The following is an 18,092-nucleotide window of genomic DNA, read 5'->3' on the forward strand; positions in this document are numbered from 1 at the left end:
TTTCGATGAAGTTGTTTTCATTTTATAAATCGAGTTTTATATCCTAAAAGTTGTTAACGTAAAATTTATGTTTTTGATTTAATTTAACACTTAATCCTTACATCCACAGCGTAGATTTTATTATCTGCGGTAACAAATAATGGGTTCAAATCCACTTCTGTAATTTCCTTGTGATTGACCATCATTTGAGCAAGATTTTTTATCGCAGATTTTATTGCATTCATATCTGCTGGTTCTTCTCCTCGAACACCTTGAATTATTTTACCAATCTTTGTCGAGTTAATCATTTCATAAATATCATTATCGGTTAGATAGGCAGAGCGCATTACTGTATCATCAATGTATTCAACATATTTACCGCCAGAGCCGAACATTATCATTGGACCGAAGCTTAAATCTCGAAATGCTCCGATTAATAGTTCAAACTTTGTTATCAAAAAAGGTTGAATGAGAAATAAATTAATCGGGATATTTTTTGAGTGAAAATTCATTAACATTTTTTCCGCTGTTTTTATTAATTCTGATTTTGTCTTAATGTTTAACTCAACACCATTCAATTCAGTTTTATGGATTATTTTATCACCAATTCCTTTTATCACTATAGGGAAGTTAAAATCTTTATTCTTCAGTTCCTCAAAACTTAATATTTCATTGTTGATTAATGGCAGCTTATAGTACTCACACAATTCTGCTATTTCACTTGTGGATAAAAACTTTCCCAGCTTTTTATTTAATGTAAAATTTTTTGTTTTTGCATCTTTTTTAATTCTACCATTATTTGATTTTTATTTTGAAACTTTAACAAATTATTAATAACAACCGCCGGATCTTCGGGTCTCTTAAATAAAGGTCGCTTTGATTTTGATTCGGTTCGGTACTCCTGCCAAAATTCTGGTAACGGCATTACAACCTGAAAAATTGGCTTTTCAGATTTAATGTCATTGATCTCTTCAATAACTGAAAGGGCTTTAACCATTATTGGTTCAACAAAAACTGAAATTACCGTATCCACATTTTTATCCCCTATAAGAATTTCGTTTACAGCTTTAAACTGTTCAGCGCTACCGCCTGGGAGTAAATCAACAGGATTATTTACACTCCCTTCACGATGAACGATATCCCTTAGCTTTCTTTTTGTTTCTGGGGATAGTTCCGCAAGTGCAAGATTGTTTTTTTCAAGTGTATCAACTGTTAGAATTGCTGGTCCCCCGGCATTCGTAACTACTGCAACTCGATTTCCTCTCGGTGCTGGAAAATCTTCAAATCCTTTGGCACTGTTAAACATATCATTTAAATCATCCGCGCGAATAATTCCAAACTGAGTTAAGATTGCATCAACCACCTTGTCACTGCTGCCAAGAGCGCCTGTGTGTGATGAGGCGGCTTTTATTCCACTCGAAGTTCTCCCCCCCTTAAGAACAATAACCGGTTTTATAATTTTATCTTCAATAAAATATTTAATGAACTTCTCGCCATCAACAAAACTTTCTAAGTAATAAGTTATCACACTTACATCTTTACAGTTCTGCCAGTATTCTAAAAGATCATTTTCATTTATATCAGCTTTGTTACCAACGCTTATAAATTGTCCAAATCGAATATCAGTTTCGCGCAATGAATTTAGTACTGCGGCGCCAATGGCTCCACTTTGCGAACAAAAAGCCATAGTCCCTTTTTGTGGTTCTTCAGCAACAAATGTTGCATTCATTTTAATTGATGGAAGCGCATTAATAATTCCCATACAATTTGGACCAACCATTCTTGCTTTGGATTCTCGTATAAATTTTAGAATTCTCTTCTCGGCTTCAGCACCAGCCTCACCTGTTTCTTTAAATCCAGCCGTAATAAGAATGATTGCCTCAATTTTTTTTCTAATTAGTTCTTTTAATGTTTCTTCAACAAATTGTTTTGGCACCATTACAATCGCAAGATCAATTCGATAATTTATATCGCTTATCGTTGGATAGCATCTGTAACCAAGAATTTCCTCTGTTTTGGGATTTACAAGTGCAAGATCACCTGTAAATCCATATTGTTTGACTGATTTTGTTAATTCGTAACCAAGGCTTTTAGGTTTTGAAGATGCACCCACGATGCAAATTGATTTAGGGTAGAAAAAAGAATCGAACAAACTGGACATACATTTTCCCTTTATTTTTATAAACAAACTTAATAGAAACAATTAAATCAATTATAATTAACCACTAAAAAATATTTTTAACCTTTCCTACAGAATTATTTTTTTACTCATAGTAACTATTTTAATATTTCGTTAGTCTTAATTAAAAACAAAGAATCGTCAACAATTATGAATTTTTTTTTAGTCTTACTGGTTTTCATTTTCATCTATTCATTTTCAAAAGCACAAATTGTTACTCCAAATTTAGACAAAGTAGTAAACCTTCACACGGTTGATGAAGATATATTAATTGATGGGGTGATTGATCCAAATTTGGGGTCAAGCCGATTCGGCAATCAACTTTTTTCAGTTGCAGCCATACTTCAACCAAACTCCTTCGGTTAAAACTGTAGCCAAGGTTCTAACGACAAATGGTGCACTATATTGTTTGATGATTTGTTTCGAAGAGTTGGGAAAAATTCAACAAACAACAGGTATGCTTGACCAATTCAGCGGAGATATTGTATCTATAATGCTCGACACATTTGGAGATAATAAAACCGCATATAAATTTGCTGTTACTGCTTCAGGTGGACGTGCTGATTCCCGGCTGCTCGATGATGCAAGAAATCGTGACTATAGCTGGGATGGTATCTGGTTTACTGAATCAAAAATTTATGATTGGGGTTATGTTGTTGAAATTCAAATTCCTTATAAATCTATACAGTATGATGAAACTTTAACTGAATGGGGTATAGATTTCGACCGCTGGTTCGGTTACAATTCTGAAGATATATACTGGTGTGAGTACGAACAGAATGAAGGTCAAAGAATTTCCAAGTTCGGAACTCTGCTTCTAAACGATTTTAAACCTCAGGTAAAAGGATTAAATCTTGAAATTTATCCTGTTGCAATTGGGAAGCTAAATTATATTGGAAATGAAAAATACGATTTCGATCCTGATATAGGGCTTGATGTACTTTATAATCCATCACAAAAATTAAAATTTTTATTAACTGTCAATCCTGATTTTGCACAGATTGAAGCTGATCCGTTTACATTTAATATTTCCCGGTATGAAACTTTTTTTAGCGAGCGCCGACCTTTTTTTACCGAAGGAAGCGAGGTATTCAATGCATCCGGCAGGCAAAACAACACTGGCTTCTACCGCCCCCTTGAACTTTTTTATTCGAGACGAATAGGCAAAAAACTTCCAGGGGGAAATGAAGTCCCTTTAACCTTTGGCACAAAAGCATTTGGACGGTTTGGTGATTGGGAGTACGGCGGGTTTGTTTCAATGACCGGCAAAACTGATTATTCAATTGAAGGACAAAACATTGCCGAACCAAAGTCAATATTTGGTTCGGCAAGAATCAAAAAACAAATTTTTCAAAACTCAACAATTGGAGTTTTATTTGTTGGGAAAAAGAATCAAGATAATATCTATGGAGTTATTGATATTGACGGCGCATTCAGAGAATCGACCTGGCAGCTTGCCTATCAACTTGCCCGATCCATTAAAAATGATCAGGGTGATTTTGCCGGCTCTGCGGGATTTACAATGTTTGGTGAAAATTGGTTGAACCTTGCTCGTATTCGGTACGTTGGAAATAACTTTGATATTAATGAAGTCGGTTTTGTGCCCTGGCAAGGGACGACTGAATTCGCTGGCATCTCAGGTCCATCGTGGTATTTTGATGATGGTTACATTAGACAAATACTTCTTTATGGCGGTATCGCCGGAAACTACGAAAAAATAGATGCATACACTGATTTGCAGGCTATTATAGGATTCAATATGCAGTTTAGAGACAACTGGGGATATGAAATAACTTTCGGGAAAGGTAAAACTAAAGATGCTGGAAAAACTTTTTCATCTTACGATTTAAATATCAGCAGCTGGTATAATATTTCACCTGTGTGGAATGGGAATCTGTGGGGGGATATTCAAAACCTATAACTTCTCACGTGATTATCTCGCCTTCTATGCATTCACCGGAGCTTCGATTGCCTGGGATGCTTTGAATGTTTTGAATCTTGGTTCGGATATTAATGTTTATATCGAAGGCAATCCAGAAGGGTTGGTGGAAGATGTTACTTACAATATGCGCCCGTATGCAGCTCTAACCCCATTTAACAATTTTAGTTTGAGGATTTATGTTGATAACGTTTATGTAAGATCAACAGATAAATTAGAAAGTATAATTTTCGGTTTGTTATTCTCTTATAATTTTTCACCTAAAAGTTGGATTTATTTTGCATTTAATGAATTTAGAGATCGAAGCCTCCAATTCGACATTCAGGGAAATTCTCTTCCCTTAAAATTCATCTTAACAGATAGAGCAGCAGTAATTAAAATAAAATACCTTTATTACTTTTAATTTTTTCTCATTTACCTCAACACATAAAATTCCTTAGAATCATTTTTCTATTCTAAGGAATTTCTATTTTAAAGAGTAAATTTTTAATTACTAAGAATTCTTCTTTTTCTTTTATGATGATTTTCAATATGAGCAATAAAAATAATTCAGACGATAAAAACTTACCACCTTGGTTAAAATGGGCTAGAGAAATTCAGACACTTTCTCAAACAGGGCTTGCATTTGCACAAACGAAATATGAAACGGAGCGATACAATCGTTTAACAGAAATAGCCGCTGAAATTATTTCGCTCTATTGCGAAGCTGAATCTACCGAATTAGCAAAAATATTTCTATCACATCCGGGTTATGCAACTCCTAAAATTGATGTTCGTGCTGCAGTGATTAGTCAAAACAAAATATTACTTGTTCAGGAACGATCAGATAATTGCTGGGCTATGCCCGGCGGCTGGGCTGATGTTGGTGATTTACCTTCCGAAGTTGCAATCAGAGAGACAAAAGAAGAAAGTGGATTTGATGTACAGCCAAAAAAAATAATTGGCGTGTTCGATGCAAATAGATCAGGAAGACCATTGGAATTTTTTTTCATGCATTCAAAATTATTTTTTTGTGCGAATTGATCGGTGGAGAGGCGACAGACAGCGAGGAAACTCTTGAAGCAAAATTTTTTCCATTCGATAACCTTCCCCCCTTTTCACAAAATCGAACTAATCACAAACACATTGATGAATTATTAAAACATTTATCTGATCCAAACAGAATGACTTTTTTCGACTAACTCTAACCTTGAAAATTATTTTTTTTGTGCGTGCCGTCGCAAAATGGTTTGCTTGCGGATCCCCCACATCGGCAAAGTGAAACACTGCCTTTTGACTTCACTTTATTTCCACGAGAGTCAAATATGTCAAAATTTCCCTTAATATTTATTGGACCATTTTCTGAAACTACAATTTGAATTGCATCCCCCCGCTTTAATTCGCTACCTGACTTTAATACCTCTTTGACAGTTAATGCACCTGACGGACATTTACTGACAGTTTCCAAAATTTTCTCGGTGCTTTCTCCAAAAATATTTATCCACGGTGATTGAGTTGAGTTAAAAACTTTTGGCAGCCCATGAATGCAATTAGCGGAATGCTGGCATTTTGATGCTTGCCACAATATCGTTATTTCTCCATTTGAGTACTCTTTTTTTATATCCATTTGTTTGTTAAAATTTAAGATCGTGCTATTATCTGCTATGTCAGGCATTCATTTTTTAATTTGGAAATATTGGTTTTTATTGAAAAGAACAATAGCGTTTTTCAGTTATAATCACAGAAATGCATTTTAATTTTACAAATTACATGCTAGAGATTTTTCTTTTCTTTGTAAGCCCTAATTTAATGGCGACTGCGCTAACAGCTTGTGTACTTCGATTAACTTTGCCGGCTAATTCCTGAAGTGGAATTCGCCCATAATTTTCTCTCATAATTTGGAATTCCTCTTCAGTCCAGGAACGACTTCTGCCCGCACTAACTCCGAGCGGTCCAACTATTGTGATAATTGCATTTATGCTTCGACCTAATTGGCGTGCAATTTCTTTGGTGGGGATTTTTTTATAATTACGTATTATAAACTCCTGATCCTCTTTTGTCCATGATCTGCCTTTATCTCGCAGCTTCAACCCCTGCCTATTTGCTTGATGAGATACCGCACTATGAGTAAGCCCAAGTTCCGAAGCAATTTCTCCATACGACTTTGTTTGATAGTTCTGCTTCAAATAATCAATTTCTTCCTTAGTCCATTCATGATCATGTCTTGGTCTGTTTATTCCAAGCACTTGCGCCTGTAATAGAACCGCGTATTTAGATCTATTCAATTTTTCCGAAATAGACTCAAGTGCATTTTTTCTATCCGAATATAATTCACGTAAAATATTCTTTTCTTCCTCTGTCCACGATGGTGATTTTGCTGCACTCAGGTTTAAAAATTTTGCTCTGTTCATAATTGAAGGAATACTTCGACGAAGAGTATGAGAAATGGATAAATTTTTCCGATCGGCGTAATGCCTTATTAAATAATTGTCCTCCCATTTTTCCCAAGGTCGCACTTTACTAAACCGAATACCAAGTTTTGCCGCCTTTGCCATAACATTATCGGGTTTTCTGCCTAATAATTTTGCCACGGGTTTTGCACCTTTTTTACTATATAATCTTTTAAGGATTTTTATTTCTTCTTCCGACCATTTATTGAGCATTATTGAGTTCCCTGAAATGTTTGAATGCTATTTATTTGTTTACTGGCTAAATTTTTATGATGAATTTATAGGTTTGAATTCGAATTAGATTTGAAAACGTCTATTTGATTTTGTTTATTTTTTACTCTAATATTCCTAAAACATCTAACACATTCACGTTTTAGTAGAATAACTTAAGTACTTTGCAAATATAGAATGAATAATTATAAAAAGGAAAGCCTCTTTAATTAACGAATTTACCTATACAATTAAATATAAAAATATTTTCTATTCGTTTTGCAGCGGCATTATATGGTTGTTGTTTTCAAATTATATGAAGGAAAGTATTTGGAATTGTTAGAATAGGGAAGATCAACTCTTAATATATAGAGAAGCATCGAAATGCATCTTTGCTTAAAAAATTATCCCAACAACTCCTTAATCTTACTTATCGTATTACTCAAATCAACAGAAAAGCGTTGTGCTGTATTAACATCGAATATTCTAATTAGATATTTTTTTGCTCTCAGGATTTTTAGAAAATTCTTTGGAGAAACAACAGAATGTCCAAGTTTTTTTCTCTACTTGTTTTCTTGCATCGCCGCGATTTTTCCTCCGGCATTTGCATCTGACTTTAATTTAGTACCTCCTTTTGAATCTTCTGTACGGTGTATCTCAATAGTTGATCGTTCGCCAAGCATTGTAAAAATAAGCTCAAAGTCATCCATCTTGATCGCGGAGATTTTCTCTCTGTAATTTTTTCAGTTTTTTATATTGCGCAGGAGTAACTCCAAAAGTTGCTTTTGATATTTCTGCGGTTAAAATTTCATAATCTTTGTTTTCTTTAGCTCCACGCTTTTGCCATTCATCAGTTAATTCTTCCCGGATTGCAATGCCGCGCATTCTTTTTTCAATCCAATCTTCAGAATATCCTTTAAGTTTATAAAGCATTCTTGTTCTTTTAGATGCTAATTCAGGATTTTCAATTTCCTGAACTCTTTCATATCCCACCTTTGCAAGCCATCTTTTAAATGGCTCTGCCTTGGGTGAAGGAATTGATTGGATTAATCTAAAAATACCTTCAGTATTCCAGCAGTACATTTTTTGGCTGCCACCCGCTGTTTCTATTTTTAGCTTAAGGGGTGGTACAAATTGTACCGCTCCTTTGCTAATCAATTTTTCGAGCTCTGGATCTCTTTGCCTAAGTCGCTTAAAGTATTGTGCCGGATCAGTTGAATCTGTGTTTCTTTTCGCCAATTACAACCTGGATTGGCATACCAAGTAAATCTGCATCATTAAATTTAAATCCTGCAGTTACATCGCGATCATCAAATAGAACTTCTATGGATTGCTCATTTAAATCTTTGTAGACTTTTTCACAAGCATCTACGATTTCCTGCTTCTTCAAATTCAATCCAAGTAAGTGAACTTGAAATGGTGCAAGAATTTTATCCCAAATAATTCCATTTGCATCGTGATTTTGCTCAATATAACAAGCCATTACACGTTCCACTCCAATTCCGTAACTTCCCATAATAATAGGATGTTCGTCACCTTTTTCATCAGTAAACAATGCACCCATCGAATCGGAATATTTTGTCCCAAGTTTAAATATATGCCCAAGTTCAATTGCGGGAAAAACTTCAAGATGCTTTTCACATCGCGGGCAGCCTTCACCTGATTTTACCGTTCTAAAATCTGCGTACTCAATTGATGGAATGTCACGATTAAAATCAATTCCGCCAATATGATAATCATTTTTATTTGCACCGCTAAACATATTGTTTGCATCTTTCAAACGATTATCTGCAATAATTCTTCCATTAAATCCAACCGGACCAATTGAACCAGCATCTGCCCCAGAAATATTTTTTAATTCTTCCGGATGAGCAGAGCGAACATTGCCGCCAAGAACTTTTTCTAGTTTTGTTTCATTCACTTCATCATTACCAAGCATTAAAATTAAAACAGGTTTATCGTTATGAATATAAATTCTGGATTTTGCACATTGTGTTTCATCTATCTTAAGAAATTCACAAAGCTCATCTATTGAATGAACATTTGGTGTTGATATTTCATAAATAGTTTTACTCTCAGCATCTCTTTCAACAGAATCAATTCGTGATGCAGCGACCTCAACATTGGCAGCATAGCCGCAAGCTTCACAATAAGCAACTGTATCTTCGCCGGCAACAGATTTAACCATAAATTCTTCGGAACCAGTTCCACCCATAGCACCGCTTGATGCACCTACTACAAAATATTTTAGCCCACAACGATCAAATATGTTTCTATAAGCTTTATCGTGTAACTTGTAGGATTTATCCAATCCTTCCCAGCTTGTATCAAAGCTGTAGGCATCTTTCATCAAAAATTGTCTGCCACGAATTACGCCGCTTCTTGGTCTTGGTTCATTTCTAAACTTAGTTTGGATCTGATACCAGATTTGCGGCATATCTTTGTACGATTTTACAACATTGCGTGCGTGATAAGTCATAATCTCTTCATGAGTTGGAGCTAAAACATACTCGCGATTTTTTAGATGAAACATTGTATCACCAAAAGCTTCAACACGATTTGTTTCTTCCCAAATTTCCTTAGGATTAAGTGCGGGAAGATGAAATTCCTGTCCTCCAATTGCATTCATTTCTTCACGAATGATTTCTGAAATTTTTCTAACGACTCGATAACCAAGCGGCAGAAATGAATAAATTCCGGCAGATAACATTCTGATCATTCCTGTTCTAAGCATTAATATGTGACTGATAACAACAGCATCGTTCGGAACTTCTTTTAGGGTGGGAACAAAAGATTTTGATAATCTCATTGAATATTTTTCGTTTTAATTTGTTTGATGGAAATTTTGAGTGGAAAAATACTGATTTGAAAAGGCTTATCAAAGTTGGTTAAATTATAATTAAATGGATAAATTCTTTATATATAACTCACCCTACGCATTTATCATGCTGATTGCATTGCCACAGAATCACATAAATGATGATTTTGAGTAAGGAGAGTCCAACTGTCTTTATAGGTAATTTTTACACGCCAGCAGTAAATTTTCACTTCCTATCACCTTATTTTCGCTTCCTGTCATCTTATTTTCGCTTCCTGTCATCTTATTTTCGCTTCCTGTCATCTTATTTTCGCTTCCTGTCATCTCATTTTTGCTTCCTATCATCTCATTTTCGCTTCCTATCATCTCATTTTCGCTTCCTGTCATCTTATTTTCGCTTCCTGTCATCTCATTGTCGCTTCCTATCACTTTATTTATGTATGCTGTCAATTGATATCTTTGGCATTCAACTTGACATTTAGCAGCAATAATATGATATGTTATGAAAATAGACTGAGGTTTTACTTAATTAACCCGCCGTACTCATTTGTCATGCTGATGGCATTGCCACAGAATGGCATAAATGCTGATTTTGAGTAAGGTGAGTATATAAGATATAATTTTGATTGTAAATTCTTTAAGTTCACCCTTGTAGATTTTAACAATTATAAAATTATTGAAAGTATTTTATGGAACATTCTGCTCAGGTTGAAATACCCCTTCTAAGCTTATTACCTTTTGTTTTAATGCTTGTATCAATTGCTGTTTTCCCTTTGTTCTGGAATCACTTTTGGGAAAAAAATAAAAATAAACTTTATGTTGCAATAGTACTCAGTATTCCGGTAGTCATCTATTTACTGACAAATAATTTTTCTCATCAGTTAATTCACACGATGCTTTTTGATTATGTGCCGTTTTTAATTTTGCTTGGTGCACTTTTTACAATAACAGGCGGAATTCTTTTAACAGGAGACATAGAAGCTAAACCTAAAATCAATACTCTCTTTTTAGGAATTGGTGCGGTACTTGCTTCACTAATGGGAACAACCGGCGCGGCGATGCTTTTAATCCGACCGGTAATTCAAACAAATAAGGAGAGAACATTTAAAGTACATACTATATTATTTTTTATTGCAATAGTAGCTAACTGCGGGGGCTTATTAACTCCACTGGGTGATCCGCCATTATTTATGATGTATCTGCGAGGTGCGCCATTTACCTGGTTTTTCCATTTAGCACCTGAATGGTTTGTTACAAATGCACTGTTATTAATTATCTATTTTTTTGTTGATACTTATTATTACAAGAAAGAACCTGAATCAGCAATAACGAGAGATGAATCCAACATCAGACCGATAAAGATTGAAGGCAAAAGAAATTTTATTTCCTTGATTGGAGTAGTTTTGGCGGTCGCTTTTCTTAATGAACAATATCTTTCTTTTATCAATATTAATCCTTACTTCAAGTTTATAAGAGGCTGTAATTGTTTTGATGGCATTTTTATCAATGCAGTTCACTCCAAAACTTTTACGCGCATCAAACAACTTTACCTGGCACCCAATTGAAGAAGTTGCATATTTATTTTTTGGGATTTTTATAACGATGGTACCTTGTCTTTTATATCTTGAATCTAATGCAAAACAACTTGGTGTTGAGACAGTAAGTCAATTTTATTATTACACAGGATTACTCAGCAGCTTTCTTGATAACACTCCAACCGCTGTAACGTTTCATTCCCTTGCTTTAGGACTTGGAATTACTGAGGGAACTTTAGTGGCAGGAATTCCAGAATTATTATTAAAAGCTATATCAACAGCAGCAGTATTTTTTGGTTCGATGACGTATATTGGCAATGGCCCAAACTTTATGGTTAAAGCTGTTGCGGAAGAGAATAATATTAAGATGCTGGATTTTTTCAGTTATATGTTTAAGTTTTCAATAATAGTACTTTTACCAATTTTTATTTTAGTTCAATTACTTTTTATATAAAATAGAAAAGAAAAAATGTATTCAAAACCATTTCACCCCTGGCATAATGTTAGTCCCGGAAAAGATATACCAAAAACTGTAAACGGAATTATCGAAATACCTAAAGGTTCAAAAGGTAAGTATGAGCTTGATAAAGAAAGCGGATTATTAAGATTAGATCGTGTTCTTTATTCATCTGTTCATTATCCTGCTAACTATGGATTTATTCCACAAACATATTGTGATGACAAAGATCCATTGGATATTCTTATAATCTGCTCAATTGATGTTGATCCGCTTTGTATTATCGAAGCAAAAGTCATCGGGGTTATGCACATGATTGATGATAACGAGCAGGATGATAAAATTGTTGCGGTTGCTAATAATGACATGGCAGTTAATTACATAAATGATATTACAGAACTTCCGCCGCACACTGTTGTAGAATTAAGAAGATTTTTTGAAGATTATAAAAAGTTAGAGCACAAACAAGTTATAGTTGAACAGTTTCTTGGACGAGAAGCTGCTTACAACATAGTTAACAATGCGATTGAGTTATATGATAAGATGAAAGATAGTTTAACGAAGTAGAGTTGTATAAGCTACGTTTCTACAATTTTTCAATTAAATAAACTTTATCATTTCGTCTAACAAGAGAAGGAATTTCTAAAGTTATTTCATCTCCTCTTTTAGCAGACGAATTGTCTTTATCATTTACAGTTAGCTTTTCTAATTTAATATCAAGCACTCCTGTTGTTTCTCCCATTATTAAAATTTCATCACCAATTTTTATTTGACCTGATTCCATTAAAATGTGAGCGACTTGAATATTGCTAAAATAATTTACGACTTTACCCGCATAAACTTTTCTTGTGGTTGCTTTACTACCATTAACTCCAGCGTATTCCTCCGATGAAGGAATGCCAAAATAAAATCCAGAGGAGAAACCACGGTTATAAACTTTTTCAAGTTCGCCAAGAAATTTTTTTTTCTTCACTTCATTCAATCCCCCCTCAAAATAAAGATCTATCGCCTGCCTGTAAATTGAAACTGACTTAGCAACATATTCCGGCGATCTTTTTCTTCCTTCAATTTTAAATGAATTTATTCCGGCTTCAATTAACTGATCAATAAATTCAATTGTGCATAAATCTTTGGGTGACATTACATAATCTTCACCAATGATTAGAGATTTATCAGTTGCAGAATCAATCACTTCATATTCTCGTCTGCAAGGCTGGACACACTCGCCGCGATTTGCACTTTTGCCAAATAAATGGTGACTCATAAAACATCTACCACTAACCGCAATACACATTGCACCGTGAACAAATGCTTCTATCTCCAAATCAGTTTTTGCACGAATCTTCTTAATCTCTTCTAATGAACACTCACGCGCCATAACAATTCTTACTGCACCCATTCTTTTATAAACATCAGCAGCAAGTGAATTTGAGATTGAGCTTTGCGTGGAAATACAAAAAGGAAATTCGTGTTTATAACATAAATCAGCAACGGCAAGATCAGAGCAGATACTTCTATCAACGCCGTTTTGTTTGGCTGAAATAATTATTTCTTCAAGCTCAGCAATCTCTTCTTCAAAAACAATTGTGTTAAGTGTAAGATATGTTTTTACCTTGTGTTCTTTACAAAAAGAAACTACTTCGGGAAGTTCATCAAGAGTAAAGTTTGCAGCCTTTGCACGCATATTAAGTTTATCCAAGCCAAAATAAACAGCGTCTGCACCATTGCTAACAGCAGCCCGCAACATAGTCCAATCCCCTGCTGGAGCCATAAGTTCTGGTTTGTTGTTTTTAGTTATCATATAAAAGAAATGGCACACAGATGACACTGATTAAACTGATCAGCGCAGATCAGCAAAATCAGCGTCATCCGCGTGCTATTGTGTTAAGCTTTTTCTTCCCAAACTTTTGCAACCTCAACAATTGTCTTTACTGCCATTTCCATATCTTGAATTGCGACCCATTCAAGCTGTGAATGGAAACTATGCTCGCCTGCAAAAATATTTGGTGTTGGCAATCCCATAAAAGATAAACGCGATCCATCCGTACCGCCGCGAATTGGATGCATGATTGGTTTTATTCCTAATCGCTCCATTGCTTCAACAGCGTATTGATTAACGTGCGGATGTTTGTCTAAAATTTCTTTCATATTTCTATACTGTTCAATTACCTGGAATTCCATTCTTGCGCCGGGGTATTTTGCAACTGTTTCCTCCGCAAGTTTTTTTAGAAAATCCTCGTAGTCTTTAAGCTTTGATGTTATAAAGTCACGGATGATGAATTTAAGAGTAGTTAATTCTTCATTCCCATTAAAATATCCGCAATGAACGTAGCCTTCTCTGCCATCGGTTGTCTCAGGAGATAATGTGCCTTTAGGAAGATTATCAATAAAGTACGAAGCAACTTTTATTGAATTAACCATTATATTTTTTGCATAGCCGGGATGAATGTTTTTGCCAAAAAATTTTATAACAACAGCATCGGCAGAAAAAGTTTCAGTCTCAAGTTCGCCTTTGCTTGATCCATCAATAGTATAAGCATACTTTGCGCCAAGTTTTTTTAAATCAATCTTTTCAGTTCCTCTTCCAACTTCTTCATCAGGAGTAAAGCAAACTTTAATATCTCCGTGTTTAACTTCTGGATGAGTCAATAGATAATTAACTGCATCTACAATTTCAGCAACACCTGCTTTATTATCAGCACCTAATAGCGTAGAGCCGTCGGTGGTAATGATATCAAATCCAATCATATTTTTTAGATCAGGATTATCATCAACAGAAATAACCCATCCTCCATTTTCAAGTTTAATATCCCCGCCATGATAATTTTTTCTAATCATTGGCTTTACATCTTTTCCAGTTACCGCAGGAGAAGTATCAACGTGCGCGATGAATGCAATCGGATCAACTTTTTTATTTGTGTTTGATGGAAGAGTAGCCATTACATAACCCCACTCATCCATATGAGCATCTTTTAATCCCAGCGCTTTTAATTCTTCCGCAAGATCTTTAGAAAGTATTTTTTGTTTTTCAGAGCTTGGAAATGAAGTTGATTCTTCATCTGATTGTGTATCGTATTTAACATACTTTAAAAATCTCTCAACACAAGTGAATTTATAATTTGCATCGAACATATTAACCTCAAGTTTTTAGTTTAAGAAAATTTGCTTCAATTAATTTTAATGATTTTAACTCTTCTATTTTTTGCTCTACCTTCTTCGGTTTTGTTATCGGCAATAGGGAATTCCTTACCAAGCCCGACAACTTCAAACCTGTTTTTCATAATTCCTTTTGATACAAAATAATTTAAAACGGATTCGGCACGCATAAGAGATAATTTTTTGTTCCCTTCCGCAGAACCGACATTATCAGTGTGTCCTTCTATTCTCCAGCGGCTTAATGGATTTTCCTTCATTGATACAACTAATTTGTCAAGTTCGGCGTAAGCGGTGGGTAATAGCTGAGCGCTGTTAAACCCAAAATTGGTCGCACCGCTAAGGGTTACTTCTTTAATTTCCTCTTTTACAATTTTCGGCTCGACAACAGTGCATCCATTCTGATCTATCTTATCACCAAGTGGTGTGTCCGGACATTGGTCGAGAAAATCCGGTAAGCCATCTTTATCCGAATCAATCGGACAGCCATTTGCATCAACCTGAACATCATAGGGAGTGGCAACACACTTATCAAGATAATCCGGAACGCCATCAGCATCACGATCAAAGGGACAGCCAAATTCATCAACCTCAACTCCAAAGGGAGTATTTGAACACAAATCCATATAGTCGGGGATATTGTCTTTGTCTGAATCAAGCGGGCAGCCGTCTTTATCAACTTTGACTTCTTTTGGCGTTGAGAAACATTTATCGAGATAATCGGGAACCCCATCCTTGTCTCCGTCAAGAGGACAGCCAAACTCATCAACTTTTACTCCGGCTGGTGTATTTGGACAAACATCTTTGGAGTCAACGACACCATCATTATCAATATCATTTTGCGTAAAAAATGCATAAGATAATCCAGCAGACAAAGTAAAAAATATGTCGTTGCTTTTTCCTGATGCAATATCATCAAGAAAATCATTTGGACTTATCTGCACACCGCCGGCGAGATTAATAGTTGTGTTATCAGTAATCAAAAATCTAAAGCCTAATTCACCGTTATAATTTAATTCATTTTTCTTGTAAACATCTGCAAGATTATTTGGCAGTTTTTGATCGGCTTCGCCTTTTGGATCAAACCATAAATTTGAAACACCCGCAAATAGATAAGGAAATACTACTTCACCTAAAGAAAATGCGTAAACAATTCCACCACCAAAGAATCCAATTTTAGTTCGAAAAATAGTTGGATCAAATCTCGTATCCTCTCCCGATATAAATCCACCACCCCCAAACGCTCTTAATCCAAAAGAGCTTTTTGTTGAAGAAGCAAAGAAGTATTCGAGAGTTGCTCTACCGAAATAATCAAATCCACTGCCCTTAAAGTCAGTGTATTCAAGTGTCGAACCTCCTTCAAAGGATAAAACAAGTGTACCCGAAAACGGATGATATAATTGATTAGAAATTTTTTGTGCGTGGACTGAAATAGAAAAAATTACAGCAATAAAAACAATTCTAAAAAACAGATTCATAGATTTCCTTAATTTTTGAATTACGATTCAAATTTAAGGTTATTTACGTGTAAATTAAAATTGAGAATTATTGTGTATAATAAAAAAGCTGCACGAGGCAGCTTTTAATAGTTTTATTTCATTATTATCATCTTCTTAGTTTCAACAAAACTACCGGCCCCGCTCACGGGGTAAACTCGTAGTTGGTAGTAATACACTCCGCTGGACAGGCTGATAGCCTGTCCTACGTTAAACTCAACTTCGTAAGTGCCGGGCTGCTGCTGCTCGTTTACGAGTGTTGCGATTTCATTTCCAAGTACATCGTAAACTTTCAATGTTACATAAACGTCACCCTTCGATGGCAAAGCCACAGGCATGCTCAGGGTGACAGAAGGGATGGTGTATTTTATTTTTGTTGTTGGATTAAATGGATTTGGATAATTCTGCTCCAATGTAAATTCTGTTGGTGAATTTATTTCCACTTCAACTGTGTTTTAATATTCATAAGTTCCATCATAGTTAATTTGTTTTAATCTGTATTGATATTTTCCAGCAGAAAGATTTTCATCAGTGAAAGAATAACTTTTTGGTTCGGTAGTAGTACCAAATCCGGGAACAAAACCGATGACCTGCCAATCCGTTTGACTATTGACGTTTGACATTTGACTCCTCTGCATTTCAAACCCGCTGTTATTTATCTCCGTTGCTGTTTGCCAGTTAAGTGTTACGTTGTTTTGCTGTGCTGTTGCCGAGAAGGAGGTTAGTTCGACAGGGACAATGTCGCTGGAGATTCTTACAAGCCATATTTGATCGTTTAATGGAGCTTGTGCCTCTATACCCGTACTAACATAATCCCCATTTGACATTTGAATTATTGAAAAGAAATAAGAATCTAAAAAAGTAGTATTAGGATTAGCTTGATCAGGATAACCCTCAATATATTTTGTCCAAAGAGTATCACCTAAGGAGTTAGTTCTAATTATCCAACCGTGACTAATCCAATCGTAAATAGATCCTCCTCCGGTTACAATATAACCACCATCTATAGTTTGCTGAACCGAATAACCGATATCATAATCATTATCGTAGTCATAAGTTTTTTCCCATTCTACATTTCCAAGGGAGTCGGTTTTAAGTAATGCGAGATTCCAACCTTCAAGGGTTATGCCACGCATTCCTGTAATTATTAGTCCTGAATCCTCTGTTTCTTCAGCCTGACGAAAGGAGTCGTATGATTCACCATATTTCCTTGTCCATAGTGTGTCACCAAGTAAATTTGTTTTTAGTAACCAAGCACGCTCAGTTGGTGTACCTGTTTTGCCAACGATCAAAAAGCTTACGTCCTTAACACTTCTTATATTATAGGCTATGTCATCCCCACTATTTCCATAAATTCTTTCCCAAATATATTGACCATTAAGATCAGTCTTTAATAAATATAAATTTGAATTCTTTTCCCCAGCTAAAACATATCCGTCTTCAACAACTTCGAGACCCCAGCAAATATCATCATTAACCTCACCGAATGTTTTTGTCCATAGTGTATCACCAAGTGAATCAGTTTTAATGATGTAATAATCCAGCCCACCTGCGCCAAAAGAGTTTGTTGCTCCACCAATGATAAATCCTCCGTCATTGGGTTGCTTCATCGCGTAAGCATAATCATCACCACCTCCTCCGTAAGTTTTTGTCCAAAGTGTGTCGCCATTGGCGTCTATTTTTATTAACCACACATCAAATCCACCTAAACCATAAGATCCAGTATACCCTGCAATGCAAATGTTACCATTAGTTGTTTCGATTACTGCTCTGCCAAAATCATCAGCGGTGCTAAGTCCAAAGTTTTTCTTCCATAATATGTTTTGTGCACTAATCGCATTAATTAAGAATAAAATTAATACTATTATAAATACATTGTGATTTTTCATTTTAATAT

13 protein-coding genes and 4 pseudogenes are annotated in these 18,092 nt (G+C 35.2%); 6 read left to right on the top strand and 11 right to left on the bottom strand.

Annotated features, from left to right (window positions below):
• Positions 1–83: 83 nt before the first annotated feature.
• A pseudogene (locus IPH11_06140) lies at positions 84–2,140 on the bottom strand (acetate--CoA ligase family protein).
• Between the two features lie 168 nt (positions 2,141–2,308).
• On the opposite strand from IPH11_06140, the gene IPH11_06145 reads away from it, so the two are divergent.
• The 4 genes and pseudogenes from IPH11_06145 to IPH11_06160 all read left to right on the top strand — a co-directional run bounded on the left by IPH11_06145 (position 2,309) and on the right by IPH11_06160 (position 5,278).
• The gene (locus IPH11_06145) at positions 2,309–2,524 is read left to right on the top strand and encodes a hypothetical protein (GenBank protein ID MBK6913245.1); all 216 of its coding nucleotides are present in this window, start codon (positions 2,309–2,311) and stop codon (positions 2,522–2,524) included.
• Positions 2,490–4,079 (top strand): hydrolase, encoded by a 1,590-nt coding sequence (locus tag IPH11_06150; GenBank protein MBK6913246.1) that lies wholly within the window; start codon positions 2,490–2,492, stop codon positions 4,077–4,079. The genes IPH11_06145 and IPH11_06150 overlap by 35 nt, the downstream gene beginning before the upstream one ends.
• The gene (locus IPH11_06155) at positions 4,045–4,500 is read left to right on the top strand and encodes a hypothetical protein (protein ID MBK6913247.1); all 456 of its coding nucleotides are present in this window, start codon (positions 4,045–4,047) and stop codon (positions 4,498–4,500) included. Before IPH11_06150 ends, IPH11_06155 begins: the two co-directional genes overlap by 35 nt.
• Positions 4,501–4,628: 128 nt before the next feature.
• Positions 4,629–5,278, top strand: a pseudogene (locus IPH11_06160) (NUDIX hydrolase).
• Between the two features lie 2 nt (positions 5,279–5,280).
• On the opposite strand, the gene IPH11_06165 reads toward IPH11_06160, so the two are convergent.
• The 5 genes and pseudogenes from IPH11_06165 to IPH11_06185 all read right to left on the bottom strand — a co-directional run bounded on the left by IPH11_06165 (position 5,281) and on the right by IPH11_06185 (position 10,004).
• Entirely contained in the window at positions 5,281–5,751 is a 471-nt protein-coding gene (locus tag IPH11_06165) for a (4Fe-4S)-binding protein (GenBank protein ID MBK6913248.1), read from the bottom strand.
• Between the two features lie 91 nt (positions 5,752–5,842).
• The gene (locus IPH11_06170; protein MBK6913249.1) at positions 5,843–6,739 is read right to left on the bottom strand and encodes a hypothetical protein; all 897 of its coding nucleotides are present in this window, start codon (positions 6,737–6,739) and stop codon (positions 5,843–5,845) included.
• 560 nt (positions 6,740–7,299) lie between these two features.
• A pseudogene (locus tag IPH11_06175) lies at positions 7,300–7,975 on the bottom strand (phage antirepressor protein).
• Positions 7,947–9,545 (bottom strand): proline--tRNA ligase, encoded by a 1,599-nt coding sequence (locus IPH11_06180; protein ID MBK6913250.1) that lies wholly within the window; start codon positions 9,543–9,545, stop codon positions 7,947–7,949. The pseudogene IPH11_06175 and the gene IPH11_06180 overlap by 29 nt, the downstream one beginning before the upstream one ends.
• Positions 9,546–9,746: 201 nt before the next feature.
• Positions 9,747–10,004, bottom strand: a complete 258-nt coding sequence (locus IPH11_06185; GenBank protein ID MBK6913251.1) for a hypothetical protein — start codon at positions 10,002–10,004, stop codon at positions 9,747–9,749.
• Between the two features lie 239 nt (positions 10,005–10,243).
• On the opposite strand from IPH11_06185, the pseudogene IPH11_06190 reads away from it, so the two are divergent.
• Positions 10,244–11,543 (top strand): annotated as a pseudogene (locus IPH11_06190) (sodium:proton antiporter).
• A gap of 15 nt (positions 11,544–11,558) precedes the next feature.
• On the top strand, positions 11,559–12,113 hold the full coding sequence (locus tag IPH11_06195) for an inorganic diphosphatase (GenBank protein ID MBK6913252.1): 555 nt from the start codon (positions 11,559–11,561) through the stop codon (positions 12,111–12,113).
• A 19-nt stretch (positions 12,114–12,132) separates the two neighbouring features.
• Here IPH11_06195 and IPH11_06200 read toward each other — a convergent pair whose 3' ends face one another.
• The 5 genes from IPH11_06200 to IPH11_06220 all read right to left on the bottom strand — a co-directional run bounded on the left by IPH11_06200 (position 12,133) and on the right by IPH11_06220 (position 18,084).
• Positions 12,133–13,347 (bottom strand): U32 family peptidase, encoded by a 1,215-nt coding sequence (locus IPH11_06200; protein ID MBK6913253.1) that lies wholly within the window; start codon positions 13,345–13,347, stop codon positions 12,133–12,135.
• Between the two features lie 83 nt (positions 13,348–13,430).
• A complete protein-coding gene (gene pepT / locus IPH11_06205) occupies positions 13,431–14,678 on the bottom strand; it encodes a peptidase T (GenBank protein ID MBK6913254.1) in 1,248 nt (415 codons plus the stop codon).
• 35 nt (positions 14,679–14,713) lie between these two features.
• Complete coding sequence (locus tag IPH11_06210; GenBank protein ID MBK6913255.1) at positions 14,714–16,177, bottom strand: OmpA family protein; 1,464 nt, start codon at positions 16,175–16,177, stop codon at positions 14,714–14,716.
• Between the two features lie 113 nt (positions 16,178–16,290).
• Positions 16,291–16,638 carry a hypothetical protein gene (locus IPH11_06215; GenBank protein MBK6913256.1) on the bottom strand — a complete coding sequence of 116 codons (348 nt, stop codon included), beginning with the start codon at positions 16,636–16,638 and terminating at the stop codon, positions 16,291–16,293.
• A gap of 12 nt (positions 16,639–16,650) precedes the next feature.
• On the bottom strand, positions 16,651–18,084 hold the full coding sequence (locus IPH11_06220) for a hypothetical protein (GenBank protein MBK6913257.1): 1,434 nt from the start codon (positions 18,082–18,084) through the stop codon (positions 16,651–16,653).
• Between the last annotated feature and the right edge of the window lie 8 nt (positions 18,085–18,092).

This window comes from Ignavibacteriales bacterium (assembly GCA_016709155.1).
Taxonomy (GTDB): Bacteria; Bacteroidota; Ignavibacteria; order Ignavibacteriales; family Ignavibacteriaceae; genus JADJEI01.